Annotated in this window: 16 protein-coding genes and 1 tRNA gene; 6 read left to right on the top strand and 11 right to left on the bottom strand. The window is 66.2% G+C overall.

Annotation, left to right across the window (positions count from 1 at the left end):
• Positions 1 to 80: 80 nt before the first annotated feature.
• Genes accD through trpB form a run of 4 tightly spaced genes read right to left on the bottom strand, consistent with a single transcriptional unit; the run spans position 81 to position 3,200 of the window.
• On the bottom strand, positions 81 to 941 hold the full coding sequence (accD, locus tag RH91_RS15870) for an acetyl-CoA carboxylase, carboxyltransferase subunit beta (RefSeq protein ID WP_010163936.1): 861 nt from the start codon (positions 939 to 941) through the stop codon (positions 81 to 83).
• Positions 938 to 1,741, bottom strand: a complete 804-nt coding sequence (trpA, locus tag RH91_RS15865; protein WP_010163935.1) for a tryptophan synthase subunit alpha — start codon at positions 1,739 to 1,741, stop codon at positions 938 to 940. The genes accD and trpA overlap by 4 nt, the downstream gene beginning before the upstream one ends.
• Positions 1,738 to 1,914, bottom strand: coding sequence for a hypothetical protein (locus RH91_RS15860; protein ID WP_232283535.1), 177 nt, complete (start codon positions 1,912 to 1,914; stop codon positions 1,738 to 1,740). Before RH91_RS15860 ends, trpA begins: the two co-directional genes overlap by 4 nt.
• Before the next feature lie 29 nt (positions 1,915 to 1,943).
• Positions 1,944 to 3,200 (bottom strand): tryptophan synthase subunit beta, encoded by a 1,257-nt coding sequence (gene trpB, locus RH91_RS15855; protein WP_010163932.1) that lies wholly within the window; start codon positions 3,198 to 3,200, stop codon positions 1,944 to 1,946.
• A 120-nt stretch (positions 3,201 to 3,320) separates the two neighbouring features.
• Between trpB and RH91_RS22550 the strand changes: the two genes are divergently transcribed.
• Positions 3,321 to 3,686: a hypothetical protein gene (locus RH91_RS22550; protein WP_157136954.1), complete on the top strand. Its 366-nt coding sequence runs from the start codon at positions 3,321 to 3,323 to the stop codon at positions 3,684 to 3,686.
• A 6-nt stretch (positions 3,687 to 3,692) separates the two neighbouring features.
• Here RH91_RS22550 and RH91_RS15850 read toward each other — a convergent pair whose 3' ends face one another.
• Positions 3,693 to 4,205: a hypothetical protein gene (locus tag RH91_RS15850; protein WP_010163931.1), complete on the bottom strand. Its 513-nt coding sequence runs from the start codon at positions 4,203 to 4,205 to the stop codon at positions 3,693 to 3,695.
• Positions 4,206 to 4,328: 123 nt separating this feature from the next.
• On the opposite strand from RH91_RS15850, the gene RH91_RS15845 reads away from it, so the two are divergent.
• Positions 4,329 to 4,405, top strand: a tRNA-Arg gene (locus RH91_RS15845).
• 136 nt (positions 4,406 to 4,541) lie between these two features.
• Here RH91_RS15845 and RH91_RS15840 read toward each other — a convergent pair.
• From RH91_RS15840 to RH91_RS15815, 6 genes are all read right to left on the bottom strand, one after another.
• Entirely contained in the window at positions 4,542 to 4,757 is a 216-nt protein-coding gene (locus tag RH91_RS15840) for a hypothetical protein (protein ID WP_010163930.1), read from the bottom strand.
• Between the two features lie 89 nt (positions 4,758 to 4,846).
• Positions 4,847 to 6,112 (bottom strand): N-succinylarginine dihydrolase, encoded by a 1,266-nt coding sequence (locus tag RH91_RS15835; protein WP_010163929.1) that lies wholly within the window; start codon positions 6,110 to 6,112, stop codon positions 4,847 to 4,849.
• Positions 6,112 to 7,128, bottom strand: a complete 1,017-nt coding sequence (locus RH91_RS15830; protein ID WP_010163928.1) for an arginine N-succinyltransferase — start codon at positions 7,126 to 7,128, stop codon at positions 6,112 to 6,114. The genes RH91_RS15835 and RH91_RS15830 overlap by 1 nt, the downstream gene beginning before the upstream one ends.
• Complete coding sequence (locus RH91_RS15825) at positions 7,125 to 8,333, bottom strand: hydrolase (RefSeq protein ID WP_029623961.1); 1,209 nt, start codon at positions 8,331 to 8,333, stop codon at positions 7,125 to 7,127. Before RH91_RS15825 ends, RH91_RS15830 begins: the two co-directional genes overlap by 4 nt.
• Before the next feature lie 64 nt (positions 8,334 to 8,397).
• Positions 8,398 to 8,877 carry an RNA pyrophosphohydrolase gene (locus tag RH91_RS15820; RefSeq protein WP_010163922.1) on the bottom strand — a complete coding sequence of 160 codons (480 nt, stop codon included), beginning with the start codon at positions 8,875 to 8,877 and terminating at the stop codon, positions 8,398 to 8,400.
• Entirely contained in the window at positions 8,874 to 9,875 is a 1,002-nt protein-coding gene (locus RH91_RS15815) for an alpha/beta hydrolase (protein ID WP_010163921.1), read from the bottom strand. Before RH91_RS15815 ends, RH91_RS15820 begins: the two co-directional genes overlap by 4 nt.
• Positions 9,876 to 9,923: 48 nt before the next feature.
• On the opposite strand from RH91_RS15815, the gene RH91_RS15810 reads away from it, so the two are divergent.
• The 4 genes from RH91_RS15810 to RH91_RS15795 all read left to right on the top strand — a co-directional run bounded on the left by RH91_RS15810 (position 9,924) and on the right by RH91_RS15795 (position 14,329).
• Positions 9,924 to 10,826: a histone deacetylase family protein gene (locus tag RH91_RS15810; RefSeq protein ID WP_010163920.1), complete on the top strand. Its 903-nt coding sequence runs from the start codon at positions 9,924 to 9,926 to the stop codon at positions 10,824 to 10,826.
• A gap of 102 nt (positions 10,827 to 10,928) precedes the next feature.
• Complete coding sequence (locus RH91_RS15805; RefSeq protein WP_010163919.1) at positions 10,929 to 12,860, top strand: 2-oxoacid:acceptor oxidoreductase subunit alpha; 1,932 nt, start codon at positions 10,929 to 10,931, stop codon at positions 12,858 to 12,860.
• Positions 12,857 to 13,891, top strand: a complete 1,035-nt coding sequence (locus tag RH91_RS15800) for a 2-oxoacid:ferredoxin oxidoreductase subunit beta (protein WP_010163918.1) — start codon at positions 12,857 to 12,859, stop codon at positions 13,889 to 13,891. Before RH91_RS15805 ends, RH91_RS15800 begins: the two co-directional genes overlap by 4 nt.
• A 45-nt stretch (positions 13,892 to 13,936) precedes the next feature.
• Positions 13,937 to 14,329 carry a GxxExxY protein gene (locus RH91_RS15795; protein WP_029623959.1) on the top strand — a complete coding sequence of 131 codons (393 nt, stop codon included), beginning with the start codon at positions 13,937 to 13,939 and terminating at the stop codon, positions 14,327 to 14,329.
• Positions 14,330 to 14,373 lie beyond the last annotated feature (44 nt).

Below are 14,373 nucleotides of genomic sequence, written 5' to 3'. Positions count from 1 at the left end.
CCCCAACCGTAATGCCCCTCTCCCTCGCGTCGGCTTCGCCTCGCTTGCCCTCTCCCCGCAAGCGGGGAGAGGGAGAGTAATCACGCCGCTACGCGTGCGCCGCCCAGATAATCGATCAAACTCGCCAGCGTCGCGCGCAAGTCGCGGCGGTGCTTCACCATGTCGATCATGCCGTGCTCGAGCAGATATTCTGCGCGCTGGAACCCGTCGGGCAATTTCTCGCGGATCGTCTGCTCGATCACGCGCTGGCCCGCGAAGCCGATCAGCGCGCCCGGCTCTGCAATCTGGACATCGCCGAGCATCGCATAGCTAGCGGTGACGCCGCCCGTGGTCGGATCGGTCAGCACGACGATGTAGGGCAGCCCGGCATCGTGGAGCATCTGGATCGCGACGGTCGCGCGCGGCATCTGCATCAGCGACAGGATGCCCTCCTGCATCCGCGCGCCGCCCGCGGCGGTAAAGATGATGTACGGGCAATTATCCTCGATCGCGGTCTCCACCCCGCGAACGAACGCCTCGCCGACCGCAAGACCCATCGATCCGCCCATGAACGCGAAGTCCTGCACGCCGATGACGGCGCGACGCCCCTCGATCGTCCCGCGCGCGGTGATCAGCGCATCGCCCTCGGACGTCGCGGCGCGCGCGGCCTTGATCCGGTCGACGTAGCGCTTGGTATCGCGGAACTTCAACGGGTCGTCGGGCACCTTTGGCAGCGGCACGATCTTGTAGGAGCCTGCATCGAAGACATATTGGAACCGCAGGATTGGCCCGATCCGCTCGTGATGATCGCAATGCGGACAGACATAGAGATTGTCCTCGAGCTCTTTCACGAACACCATCTGCCCGCAGCCCTTGCACTTGTGCCAGAGCGTGTCGGGCGTCTCCTTCTTGATCGGAACGACGAGCGAGAGCGCGTTGCGGACGCTGGTGAGCCAGGTCATGTGGGGATTCCTTCGCGGGCGGCGTGGACGGCCGTCGACAGGGATTGAATATAGGTGCGCACCGCGTCCGGCGCAGCGGCACCGTGCTGCGCGACCAGCTCGACGATCGCCGAGCCGACGACGACGCCGTCCGCGACCTTTGCGATCGCTGCCGCCTGATCGGGGGTGCGGACGCCGAAGCCGACTGCGATCGGCAGGTCGGTCGAGGCCTTCAGACGCGCGACGGCGGATTCGATCGACGCCTGCGCTGCCTGTTGCAGACCGGTGATGCCCGCGACCGAGACGTAATAGACGAAGCCGCTCGCGCCATCGAGCACGGTGGGCAGGCGGGCGGCGTCGGTCGTCGGCGTGGCGAGGCGGATCGGGTCGATCCCGGCGGCGCGGAGCGCAGGGCCGAGTTCGGCGTCTTCCTCGGGCGGAATGTCGACGCAGATGATGCCGTCGACCCCCGCGTCCTGCGCGGCGGCGGCGAACCAGTCCCCCCCGCGGATCGTCATCGGGTTGGCATAGCCCATCAGGACCAGCGGCGTATCCGGGTGCCGCGCCCGGAACGCCTTAGCGATGCCGAGGATGTCGGCGGTGCGCGTGCCCGCGAGCAAGCTGCGGATGTTCGCCGCCTGGATCGCGGGGCCGTCCGCCATCGGGTCGGTGAACGGCATGCCGAGCTCGATCACGTCTGCGCCGCCCTCGACGATCGCGTCGAGGATCGCGCCGGTCGCGGCAGGGGTGGGGTCGCCTGCGGTAACGAACGCGACGAGCGCGGGGTGGCCCTTGGCGAAAGCAGCGGAGAGGCGGCTCATCTCCCCGACCTCCAGTTGCCAAAGAGGTTGCTCGCGGCACCCGCAATCGCGCCGATCTTCGCGGAATCGAGCGCGCGCGGGACGTGGAGCGTCCAGCGTTGCACGTCGATGCCGAACGCGCTGACTTCGCGCACGATCAGCGCGACGACAGCGCCGACTACGGCAGCGGTCACGACATCGGAAATACCGCCCCCCCGCACGCTCATATCGCTACCCCGAGCGCTTCGGCGACAGTGAAGATGTCCTTGTCGCCACGCCCGCACAGATTGGCGAGGATGATCTGGTCGCGGTCCATCTCGCGCGCACGCTTGGCGACGGCGGCGATCGCATGGGCCGGTTCGAGCGCGGGGATGATGCCCTCGGTCCGGCACAGCAGCTGGAACGCATCGAGCGCCTCGGTATCGGTGATCGACGTATATTCGACCCGTCCGATCTCGTGGAGCCACGAATGCTCGGGCCCGATCCCCGGATAGTCGAGCCCGGCCGAGATCGAATGCGCCTCGGTGATCTGGCCGTCCTCGTCCTGCAGCAGATAGGTCTTGTTGCCGTGGAGGATCCCCGGTGCGCCGCCCGCGAGGCTGGCGGCGTGCTCCTTGTCGAGCCCACGCCCGGCGGCTTCGACGCCAAGCATCTTGACGTCGGCATCATCGAGGAACGGGTGGAACAGCCCGATCGCGTTCGACCCGCCACCGATCGCCGCGACGAGCATGTCGGGCAGGCGGTTGATTCGCGACAGCATCTGCGCCCGCGCCTCGGTGCCGATCACGCTCTGGAAGTCGCGGACCATCTCCGGATAGGGATGCGGGCCAGCGGCGGTGCCGATGATGTAGAAGGTGTCGTGGACGTTCGCGACCCAGTCGCGCATCCCCTCGTTCATCGCATCCTTGAGCGAATGCGACCCGCTCGTCACCGGGCGCACTTCCGCGCCAAGCAGCTTCATGCGGAACACGTTGGGCGCCTGACGCGCGATGTCCTTTGCGCCCATGTAGATCACGCACGGCAGCCCGAAGCGCGCGCAGACCGTCGCGGTGGCGACGCCGTGCTGGCCGGCGCCGGTCTCGGCGATGATCCGGGTCTTGCCCATCCGCATCGCGAGCAGGATCTGCCCGATGCAATTGTTGATCTTGTGCGCGCCGGTGTGATTCAGCTCGTCGCGCTTGAACCAGATCTGCGCCCCTTTGCCCTCGGGCGCGGATTCGCGGAGCGTCTCGGTCAGGCGCTCGGCATAATAGAGCGGGCTCGGGCGGCCGACATAATGTGCGAGCAGATCGTCGAACTGCGCCTGGAACGCCGGGTCGGCCTTGGCCGCGCGATACGCCTGGTCGAGCTCGAGCACGAGCGGCATCAGCGTCTCGGCGACGTAGCGGCCACCGAACTGGCCGAAATGCCCGTTGTCGTCGGGTTGCTGGCGCAGGCTGTTGGCCTGTCCGGCGGGCGGGGTGGTGAGGGAAACTGTCATCGGCTGAGCGTTTAGCAGGATGCGGGCCGGTTCCAAGGGGGTTTGCCTGGATCGTCGTCGTCCGCTGGTTGGGACGAATGACTCACGCAAAGCCGCAAAGCCGCGAAGCGGTCTGCATCAATGCCGCGCCAGGTCACCCATCGGAACGCCATTCCCTCGGGCACTTCTTCTTCTCTTCGTGGCTTTGCGTCTTTGTGCGGTCAAATCTTCCTTAGAAAAGAAGATCGCGCACAAAGCCACAAAGGCACGAAGACCGTTTTGTTAACGACCGGCGGTGCGTGCGCCTACTCAGGCCGGCGTGAGACGTGTCTCGATAGCCGCGATGCGCGCCGCACGCGCGTCAGGTGCGGCCTGCCGCAGCGTTGCCGCGCTTCTTCTCTTCGTGGCTTTGCGTCTTTGCGTGATCAAATCTTCCAAAGAAAAGAAGATCACGCACAAAGCCACAAAGGCACGAAGACCGTTTTGTCGACGACCGGCGGTGCGTGAGCCCGCTCAGGCCGGGGTGAGGCGCGCCTGGATGGTCTGGATCCGCGCCGCCTGCGAGTCGAGCGCGGCCTGTGCGGTCTGGCGCAGCGTTGCGATCGCCGGATAGTCCGGCTTGCCGCTCGCGGCGCGCGTCAGCGCAAGCTCGTCGAGATCGGTGATCGCCGACGAGGTCGTCGCGCGCAGCCCGTCGAGTTGCCCCAGCGCGGTCTGCGCCGTGATCCAGCGATCGCTGCCGACCGCATCCCCGTGCGCCGCCCTGGCGAGCCGGTCGGCAGTATCGGCGGCGGCATCGAAGGTCGTGCCCGCCGTATCGATCGTCTTCTGCAGGTCGACCAGCGTCGCATCGGTCGCCGGGTCGGGCTCGACGATCGTCACGGGCGCGACCGGCTCGGCATCGCTGCGCGATTCGATCGGACGGGGCAGGAGCGACGGGAAGGTCGCCGCCCGCGGTGCCGCGCAGCCGCCCGCCAGAAAGAGCGAAAGGAAGAGAAGATGGCTGGGCGCTGAACGATAGGTCATTTGCGCTTGCTCTATGCCGATGGCCGGGCGGGCGCAACGTGCGACGGCACCGTCGAACTTTGTGACTTTTTTTGGAAAAGCGCTTGCGCCCCCGAAATGTCGCGGCTAACAGCGCCTCTCCAGGCACCCATAGCTCAGCTGGATAGAGCATCAGACTACGAATCTGAGGGTCGGGCGTTCGAATCGCTCTGGGTGCACCATCTATTTCCGCCGCATGGCGGGCAAGGGTCGGAACAGCAATGTTCCGGCCTTTCTTGCGTCTGGACATCGTACGCCCGCGGTCATGGGGTCGCCGGAGTCGACGGCTTTACAGCGCACGATCCCCGCACGCCCGTGTCACCCCGCGTCGCGTTCCACCGAATCCAGAATACGCGCGCCGGCCATGAACACCGCGATCGGGCAGACGGCGAAAAGCAGATATCCGCCGAACCCCGGATATTGCTCGAGGTAATGCGCGCCGCGCTCGACCGCGCCGACCGCGAGCGCGTAGATCACGCCAAAGGCCTCGAACTTGTTCTTGATGACGAACAGGCTGCTGAATTTGGTCCACATACGCCTTTGGTAGCAAGCGCCGGGCCAATGGCGGTTTCGCGCGCTGTCGCGTTACCGGAGATGGTTACCTGTAACTTAACGCGACAGCTTCAGTCGAGCACACCTTCGAGCGCCAGCACCCGCAGCAACGCCGCGCGTGCGCTGGAAACCGTCTGAACCAGCGCCAGATCGGGAGACGTGCCGACGATCTGATCCGGAACGATCGTTTCCGGCCAGTGCTCGGACACGACCGCCGCAATCGAATCGAGCTTCGCCGCGTCGACCAGGAACCGCGGATCGATCGTCTTCGGATCGGCGACGACCCGCAATCGCAGGCACGCCGGACCCCCGCCGTTCGCCATCGATTGTCGTACGTCGACCGTCTCGACCCGGCGGATCGGCCCGTTCCCGGCGAGCATCGTCTCCAGCCATGCCGCCACGCGCGGATGCCCGGCGGCTTCAACTGGAACGATCAACGTCATGACGCCATCGGGTGGCGTGACCAGTTGCGCGTTGAACAGATAGGAGGACACCGCGTCCGCCAGCGATACGGCGTCGGCGGGCACCTCGACGATCTCGACCCACGGTGCCGCCTGCCGGATCTCGGCGTAAGCGGCGTCGCGATCGGCGAGCGCATGTTCGTGGACGAACAGCACCTGTTCGTTGGCGACCGCAACGACGTCATTGTGGAACGCCCCTGCCGCAATCGCATCCGGCGACTGCGCGAGGAACAGCGTTCGCGCGGGGTCGAGCCCGTGCGCGCGCGCGACCGCCGCGCTTGCCACGCGCGACTGGCGTGCGGGGAAGGCCCCGCCCGACTTGCCGTAGACGAACAGCTCGATCCCGGGCTCACCATGGCTTCGCGCAAGCCGCATGTGGTTCGCCGCCCCCTCGTCGCCGAACGGCGCGGGGATCGGCGCGTGATGCGCGAAGTGCGCCGGGTCGGCAAAGGCGATCGCGAGCTGCCGCGCTGTCTCGTGCGCCTCGTGGCTGCGGTGTGGCATCGTCAGCAGGTTCGCGGGCGTGAAGTGGCACCGCCCGTCGGCGGTGTCAGTGCCTGGCGAGACCGTCGCCGCATTCGCCGCCCACATCGCCGAGGCGGACATTGCCTGTGCGCGCAGCAATGGCGGCGCGCTGGCATAATCGGTCGACAGCGACGCGAGCCAGCGCCGGTTGGGCCGGTCGTGCGGGAGCAGGATCCCCTGCGTCAGCCCGAGCGCGAGATTGGCGCGCATCTTGGCGATCCCCTCGAGCGCGGCATGGCGCGGCCAGGAGGTCGTCCCGGCATTCTGCGTCGCGGCGAGATTGCCGGGGCTGAGACCCGCGAAATTATGGCTCGGCCCGACGATTCCGTCGAAGTTGATCTCGGTCGGCATCACACCCTCGGGACATGGCAGATGGTGGCATCCTCGATGATCTCGAGCGCGCGCGCGACGGTCGGGGAGATCACCACCCCGCCGGTGCACGCGCGCACGTCGCCATAGACGCAGCGGAAGTCGGCCAGCCGTCCGCTCGCGATCAGCGCCTGGTCGCCGCCGTCGAAATCGGTCGCGACCACGGTCGAGGTCTGGACGTCGCGGATCGTGCGGACCGCGTCGGTCTTGGCGATCATCGTGGGGCCGCCATCGAAGATGTCGACGTAATTCTCATACGCAAACCCTTCGTTTTCCAGCATTCTCATCGCGGCCCGGCCCGACGGGTGCGGCAGGCCGATCACCGCGCGCGCGGTTTCGGGGAGCATCGCGGTGTAGATCGGGTGCTTGGGGAAGAGGTCGGCGATGAACTGGTGCCCCTGCACCGCATTGAACTGGTCGGCGTCCTGGAAATTCATCCCGAAGAAGCGCCCCGCCAGCCCATCCCAGAATGGCGAGCCGCCCGCTTCGTCGATGATCCCGCGGAGTTCCGCCAGAACGCGGTCGGCAAAGCGCGCGCGATGCTTGGCGATAAACAGATAACGGCTGCGCGCGAGCAACAGCCCGAGCCCGCCCGCGCGTTCGCCCGGATGGAGGAACAGACCGCCGACTTCGCTGCACCCTTCGAGATCGGTCGTCAGCCCGAGCATGTCGGCGCGAAACGTCCGGCCGAGTTCCTTCGAATGCTGCGTCAGCGTGCCCAGCCGATAGCTGTAGAAAGGGTAGCTCTGTCCGACATGCGTGAAGATCTGGCAGGTGCCGCGGACCTCGCCGGTCTCGGTGTTCTCCAATACCAGCACGAACAGATCGTCCGCCTTGGTATCGTCGTCGCGCGCGAAGGCGGCGGCGCTGCGTTCGAGTTTTGCGGTCAGCGCGGTCCGGTCAGGCGGAAGATTGGTGAAGCCGCCGCCGGTCAGCTTGGCCATTTCGTATAGCGGCTTGAGGTCGGAGTCGCGCGCGGCGCGGATACGGTAGGTCACAACTGGCCCTTTTCGGCGATACGCAAGATGGTGAGCGCGGACAGCGCCGCACGCTCGGGGAGGGACTCGACGATCAGATATTCGTCCGGGGAATGGATCGCGCCGCCGCGCGCGCCCATCGTGTCGACCACGGGGACGCCGCACGCGGCAATGGTGTTGCCGTCGCACACCCCGCCGGTCGCGCGCCAGCCGATGGCGAGGCCGAGATCCGCGCCGCACGTTTTCACCAGCTCGAACAGGCGTGCCGCCCCCGCGTCGATCGGCTTGGGCGGGCGATTGAAGCTGCCGTGAAGCGCGATGGTGACGTCATGATGCGCCGCCACGGCAGCGATCGTGGCGTCGAGCAACGCCTGCGCGCGCGCGATCGCGGCGTGATCGGCGGGGCGGAAGTTGATGCGGAGGACGGCGTGGTCGGGAACGACGTTGTTCGGCCCGCCGCCTTCGATGCGCGCCGGATTGACCGCCAGCCCATCCCCGCGCGCCGCGTGGAGGCGGACCGCGAGATCGGCTGCGGCAACGATCGCGTTGCGGCCATCCTCCGGGTTGCGCCCGGCGTGCGCGCTGCGCCCGGTGGCGACGATCGAGAAATTGCCCGTGCCCCCGCGTGCGCCCGCAAGCGTGCCGTCGGGCAGCGCGGGTTCGTAGGTGAGCGCGGCGATCTTGCCCTGCGCCATCCGGCGGATCAGCGCGGAGGAGGAGAAGGAGCCGGTTTCCTCGTCGGAATTGATGACGACGTCATAGCCGATCCGCGCCGCGAGCGGGCTCGTCTCTACTGCGACCAGCGCGGCGAGCATTACCGCAAGGCCACCCTTCATGTCCGCGACGCCGGGGCCGTTGAGCGTCCCGTCGTCGCGCTTCGTCAGCGTCTGGAACGCGTGGTCGACCGGATAGACGGTGTCCATATGGCCGGTCAGCAGCAATTGCACGGGCGCTTCCGGGCGAACGCTCAGATGCAGGTGGCGACCATGATCCAGGATCGCGACACTTCCGTCAGAGCCTACACTCTCGGCTGTATCCCCTTCAATCAAAGCGACTTTACCTGGAAGCACACCGAATGCTGCAACCAGCATGTCCGCAACCGCGGACAGTCCGGCAAGATTGCGTGTTCCCGAATTGACCGCCGACCATTGCTCGACCTGCCGCAGCATCGGCTGCGCGCGCGCGACCGCGATCGCTGCGCTTTCGTGTTCGTTTAATCCCCTCATCGAAGCAGCCTAGCTTGGGTTTGCGATCGGCTCCAGTCCGTTGCGACGGAAACGATTTGCCACCTCAGCCGAGATGGTCTGCAAACACGGCAAGGACCTCGCGGTAGAGCGGCGCCTTGAACGGGACGATGATCTCGGGAAGGGTCGCGGGGTCGACCCACGCCCATTCCTTAAACTCCTCATGTTCGGTCGCAATGTCGATATCGCTGTCCAGGCCCTTGAAACGATACAGAAACCACCGCTGCCGCTGACCGCGCCACTTGCCCTTCCAGACACGTCCGACGAGGTCTTCGGGCAGATCGTAGAACAGCTCCTGCGGAGACACGGCAATCAGATCGACCTTGTCGGGCGTGATCCCAGTCTCCTCGCGCAACTCGCGCAAAGCAGCGGTCTCGGCATCCTCGCCGTCGTCGATCCCGCCCTGCGGCATCTGCCACGCCTCGACCTTGGTATCGATCCGCTGGCCAACGAAGACCTTCCCTTCCGCGTTCAGGATCATCAGCCCGGCACAGGGACGATAGGGCAGCGTCGTCGGATCGGTCATGCCGCTGCCTGTGCCATCACGCGCTGCGCTTCGGCCTCGGCGATCAGCGCTCTGGCCGCAACGAGCGCCCCGGCGACGTCGCCCGCCGACGACGGGATCGCCTTGCGCAGCGTGACGAAGCCATGGATGTTGCCGACGGCTTCGCGGAACACGACCGCGACGCCGGCTTCCGCCAGCGCGGCGGCATAGGCCCGGCCCTGATCGCGGATCGGATCGAGGCTCGCGGTGACCACGACGGCGGGGGGCATCCCGGCGAGGCCACCCAACAACGGCGAGGCGCGGACATGCTCGGCCTCGGCCTGATAGGCGACGTTGAACCACTCCATCGTCGCGCGGGTGAGCAGATAGCCCTCGGCGAACTGGTCGTAGGATGGGTACGGCTTGCTCGTATCGGTCGCGGGATAGAAGGGCAGGTGCGCGATCACGGGCACCGCCGCAGGCTCGTCCCGCAACGCTGCGGTGACGACGATCGCAAGGTTGCCCCCCGCGCTGTCGCCGCACGGCACCAGCGCAGTGACGCCGCGCCCCAGTTCGGCCGGTCCGCTTGCCGCCCAGCGCGCCGCTGCCTCGCAATCGTCTGGCGCGGCGGGCCAGGGCTGTTCGGGCGCGAGCCGGTAATCCACCGCGAGCACGGGAAGATCGAGCGCGCGCGAAATCTCGGCGCAGAAGCTCGCATGTGTGTCGAGGTCGCCGATCACGAACCCGCCCCCGTGATAGAACAGCACGAGCGGCCCGGGCACGCGATCCGCCTGCACGTCGAACAGCCGCGCGGGGATCGCGCCCGCCGGACCCGGAATCGCAATATCCCTGATCAGCCCGAGCTCGCCGACCGGCGGATCGGCGATGTCCTTCATCGCGGCATAGGCAGCGCGCGCGACGGGGGGCTCCATCTCGTGCGTGCGGGGGCCGGGGAGGTTGTTGAGGAACGCAAGGAAGCCCGCGACGTCCGCGCGAACATAGGGGGTAGGGGTTTCGGGCGGGGTGCTGCTGTCGGTCATGCGGCGCTCTCCATTGGTCTCTGCCAGTCTCGCACCTACCTAGGCAGGATGATCGCGGTCGTCCATCACCCCGCCTATGTCGCTTCGGGACAGGCAAACAATCCCAGCCAGCTCAGCAAGAATGCGGCGATCCGCAATCGTCTCGAGGCCGAAGGGGCAGGGGTCGCGTGGCATGTGCCGGACGCCATGCCGCTCCATTGGCTCGAAGCGGTGCATGACGCCGATTATGTAGCAGAGGTGCTCGAGGCACGTGTCCCCCGCGAGAAGGAGCGACGCATCGGTTTCGCGGTGACCGAGTCGGTCGCGGCGCGCGCGGCGGTGGTGCCCGGCGGTACGTGGCTCGCCGGCAAGATCGCGCTGGAGCGGGGGTTCGCCGCCAATACCGCGGGCGGCAGCCATCACGCGCTCGCCGCGACGGGGGCCGGCTATTGCGTCTTCAACGATCTCGCGATCGCGGCGGTTCGGCTCGCGGAAGAGGACGGCCTGCGCGTGCTGGTGGTCGATTGCGACGTCCATCAGGGCGACGGCACCGCCGCGCTGACCGCCGGCTATCCCCAGATCGCGACTTATTCGATCCATGCCGAAAAGAATTTCCCGGTTCGCAAGGCGCGCTCGACGCTCGATGTCGGCCTGCCCGATGCGACCGGCGACGCGGACTATCTCGCCACGCTCGAGTCGACGCTGGTGCCGATGCTCGACGAGGTTCGACCGCAGATCATTCTCTACCAGGCCGGGATCGACCCGCTCGCGAACGACCGGCTCGGGCGGCTCGCACTGACCGACGACGGGCTGGTCGCGCGCGAGAATCTCGTCGCGCGGCTCGCGATCGATCGGGGCATTCCGCTGGCGAGTACGGTCGGTGGCGGCTATGGCGCGGACGTGGTCGCGCTGGCCGAACGGCATGTCCGCGCGATCCTCACGCTCGGCGCGGCCTTCGCCGCCGCCGGGTGACCGGAAAGCAGCGGTTGCACCGCCCCTTATTGAAACTACCTTGGCCCTGCGCCGTTCGAGGCATAAGGGCATGACAACGATTACCCGTAGGACAAGACGCTGATGGCGACCGCCGCGCACGAAGTTACCCCCCAAGAAGCCTCCGCCCACCCCACCGCAGAGTCCGTCGTCGTCCGGTTCGCCGGCGACTCGGGCGACGGTATGCAGTTGACCGGGGGGCAGTTCACGCTGTCGACTGCGCTGTCGGGCAATGATTTGGCGACCTTCCCGGATTTCCCCGCCGAAATCCGAGCACCGCAAGGCACGCTGTTCGGTGTGTCCGCGTTCCAGATCAACTTCGGCTCGACCGCGATCGAAACCGCGGGCGACGCGCCCGACGTGTTGATCGCGATGAACCCGGCGGCGCTCAAGGTGAACGCGCCTGCGCTTAAGGCGGGTGGCCTGATCATCGCGGACGAAGGCGAGTTCGGCGAACGCAACCTCGCCAAGGCGAAATACGCCGCCAACCCGCTGACCGACGGCAGCCTCGCCAAGTGGCAGCTCCTCAGCTTTAACATCTCGCAGCTGACGCTGGATGCGGTGAAGCCGTTCGGCCTTGGCAACAAGGAGGCGCTCCGCTGCAAGAACATGTGGACGCTGGGGCTCGCGCTCTGGATGTTCGATCGGGATCGCGCCCCGATCGTCGACTGGCTTAAGACCAAGTTCGCCAAGGCCCCCGTACTCGCCGAGGCGAACATCGCCGCTTTGAACGCAGGCCATGCTTACGGCGAGACCGCCGAACTGGCGGGCCCGATGAAGCAGCATCACATCGGCGTCGCACCGACCGCACCCGGCCTGTACCGCACCGTCACCGGCGCCGAGTCGATCTCGCTCGGGCTGGTCGCAGGCGTCCAGCTTGCCGATGTTCCGATGTTCTTCGGCGGCTATCCGATCACGCCCGCGTCGGCGATCCTCCACTTCCTGTCGCGCCTCAAGGAATATGGCGTCACCACCTTCCAGGCGGAGGATGAGATCGCCGCGATCGCTTCGGCGATCGGCGCGTCCTACGCCGGGCAGCTTGGCGTGACCTCGTCGTCGGGCCCGGGCATTGCGCTCAAGGGCGAGGCAATGGGGCTTGCGATCATGACCGAGCTCCCGCTCGTCATCGTCAACTCGCAGCGCGGCGGTCCTTCGACCGGCCTGCCGACCAAGACCGAGCAGTCGGATCTGTATCAGGCGGTCTATGGCCGTAACGGCGATGCGCCGATGCCGGTCCTCGCGGCACGCTCGCCGTCGGATTGCTTCGACGTCGCGATCGAGGCGGTGCGGATCGCGGTCCAGTACATGACCCCGGTGATGCTGCTGACCGACGGCTATATCGCCAATGCCGCCGAGCCGTGGCTCGTCCCCGACATGTCGACCTATGCGCCGTTCCCGGTCGAGTATCTCGAAGAAGTCCCCGAGGGCGGCTTCCTTCCCTATGCGCGTGACGAGAATCTCAAGCGTCCGTGGGTCAAGCCCGGCACGCCCGGCCTGCTCCACCGCATCGGTGGGATCGAGAAGGCGATCGGCACCGGCAACATCGATTATGGTGCCGAAAACCACCAGAAGATGACTGAAATCCGCCGCGACAAGGTCGCGAACATCGCGGTGCCTGACCAGACCGTCGAGCTCGGCGAGACCTCGGGCAAGCTCGCGATCGTCGGCTGGGGCTCGACCTTCGGGCCGATCCACCAGGCGGTCCGCCGCGCGCGTGCCAAGGGCCGTGACGTGGCACACATCCACATCCGTCACATCTGGCCGATGCCGGCGAATCTCGGTGCGTTGCTAAAGGGTTACGACACCATCCTGGTGCCGGAAATGAACACCGGTCAGCTGAAGACGGTGCTCCGCGACCAGTTCCTGGTCGATGCCAAGCCGCTCAACAAGGTGTCGGGTCAGCCATTCCTCATCTCCGAGATCGAGGAAGCGATCGACGGCCATCTCCCCGCCGAGGGCGACTTTGTGCCCCCCAGCGAAACTCAATTGCCCAGCCCGGAGGCTGTGAACCCATGAACGACATGACCCCCATCGCGAAGACCACGCCGAAGGACTGGGAAACCGATCAGGAAGTCCGTTGGTGCCCGGGCTGCGGCGACTATGCCGTGCTCAAGGCAGTCCAGCGCACGATGCCCGAAATCGGCGCGCGCCCGGAAAACACCGTCTTCGTCAGCGGCATCGGCTGCTCGTCGCGCTTTCCCTATTATATGGAGACCTACGGCTTCCACACGGTCCATGGTCGTGCGCCGGCGGTGGCGACGGGCGTCAAGCTCGCCAACCCAGATCTCGACGTTTGGATCATCACCGGGGACGGCGACGCGCTGTCGATCGGTGGCAACCACACGATGCATTTGATCCGCCGCAATCTCGATTGCCAGGTCCTGCTGTTCAACAACGAGATCTACGGCCTCACCAAGGGGCAGTATTCCCCGACGTCGCGCGTCGGGACGCGGACGCCATCGACCCCGTTCGGCTCGGTCGACACGCCCGCCAACCCGTGCGCCTTCGCGCTCGGGGCAGGCGGCCGGTTCATCGCGCGGGCGATCGACATCCACAAGAACCTCGTCGGCGTCCTGAAGGCAGCGCATGCGCATAAGGGCACCGGGTTCGTCGAGATCTTCCAGAACTGCATCGTCTATAACGACGACGTCTTCGCGCCCTTCACCGAGAAGAAGAACGCGGGCGCGAACCAGCTCTGGGTCGAGCATGGCAAGCCGTTGCTGTTCGAGGCCGGCACCAAGGGGCTGGCGATGGACATGGACCGGCTGGTGCTCAAGGTTGTCGACGTGGTCGACGGCGATTGGGCGGCGGCGGGCGTGATCGTGCATGACCAGACCAACCGCGGTCTTGCGCACATGCTGGTCGAGATGCCCTTCGGGATGTTCCCGATGGCTCTTGGCGTGCTGTTCGACGATCCCAAGCCGACGTTCGAAAGTGCTGTCGTGACGCAGAATGCGGAAGCCGCGAAGGGCAAGACGCCCGACCTGCAGAAGCTGCTGTCGCAGGGGCAGACGTGGCAGGTGGAGAAGGAACCGCATTCGATGTGAGGATTGGCCTCACACAAAGACACTAAGCCACTAAAAGGTGAAGAGTTGGACGATGCTCTTGAAGACCTGGCACGGGTTGCGGTGGATTGCGGCTACAAGCTGCACGCCGCCCTGGGGCCGGGTCTTCTCGAGTCCGTCTACGAAGCCTGCCTGTTTCAATCGCTTTCGAGGCGGGGTTTGCAGGTTGAACGGCAAAAGGCTGTTCCAATCCTGTTCGAGGGTATTGCGCTCGACGAGGGGTTCAGGATCGATCTCCTTGTCGAACGACGGTTGTTGCTCGAGCTAAAATCGACGGAGAGTTTCGTTCCCGTCCATGGCAAGCAGGTGCTGACCTATCTGCGACTGATGGAGCTGCCGCTCGGCTTACTGATGAACTTTGGTGCCGGTACGTTCAAAGACGGGATCCGCCGGATCGCCAACAACTATTACCGAAACTGACTTCTGCTTCTGTTTTGTGCCTTTGTGTCTTTGTGTGAGATATA

It is taken from the genome of Sphingomonas sp. PAMC 26617, from assembly GCF_000242835.1.
In the GTDB taxonomy this organism is placed as follows: Bacteria; Pseudomonadota; Alphaproteobacteria; order Sphingomonadales; family Sphingomonadaceae; genus Sphingomonas.
This window is presented reverse-complemented; position numbering and strand designations above follow the sequence as displayed.

Excerpts from the sequence above, each read along its gene's own strand:
- accD (WP_010163936.1), bottom strand. The coding sequence starts at position 941 with ATGACCTGGCTCACCAGCGTCCGCAACGCGCTCTCGCTCGTCGTTCCG.
- trpA (WP_010163935.1), bottom strand. The coding sequence starts at position 1,741 with ATGAGCCGCCTCTCCGCTGCTTTCGCCAAGGGCCACCCCGCGCTCGTC.
- trpB (WP_010163932.1), bottom strand. The coding sequence starts at position 3,200 with ATGACAGTTTCCCTCACCACCCCGCCCGCCGGACAGGCCAACAGCCTG.
- RH91_RS22550 (WP_157136954.1), top strand. The coding sequence starts at position 3,321 with ATGCCGCGCCAGGTCACCCATCGGAACGCCATTCCCTCGGGCACTTCT.
- RH91_RS15850 (WP_010163931.1), bottom strand. The coding sequence starts at position 4,205 with ATGACCTATCGTTCAGCGCCCAGCCATCTTCTCTTCCTTTCGCTCTTT.
- RH91_RS15840 (WP_010163930.1), bottom strand. The coding sequence starts at position 4,757 with ATGTGGACCAAATTCAGCAGCCTGTTCGTCATCAAGAACAAGTTCGAG.
- RH91_RS15835 (WP_010163929.1), bottom strand. The coding sequence starts at position 6,112 with ATGCCGACCGAGATCAACTTCGACGGAATCGTCGGGCCGAGCCATAAT.
- RH91_RS15825 (WP_029623961.1), bottom strand. The coding sequence starts at position 8,333 with ATGAGGGGATTAAACGAACACGAAAGCGCAGCGATCGCGGTCGCGCGC.
- RH91_RS15820 (WP_010163922.1), bottom strand. The coding sequence starts at position 8,877 with ATGACCGATCCGACGACGCTGCCCTATCGTCCCTGTGCCGGGCTGATG.
- RH91_RS15815 (WP_010163921.1), bottom strand. The coding sequence starts at position 9,875 with ATGACCGACAGCAGCACCCCGCCCGAAACCCCTACCCCCTATGTTCGC.
- RH91_RS15810 (WP_010163920.1), top strand. The coding sequence starts at position 9,924 with ATGATCGCGGTCGTCCATCACCCCGCCTATGTCGCTTCGGGACAGGCA.
- RH91_RS15805 (WP_010163919.1), top strand. The coding sequence starts at position 10,929 with ATGGCGACCGCCGCGCACGAAGTTACCCCCCAAGAAGCCTCCGCCCAC.
- RH91_RS15800 (WP_010163918.1), top strand. The coding sequence starts at position 12,857 with ATGAACGACATGACCCCCATCGCGAAGACCACGCCGAAGGACTGGGAA.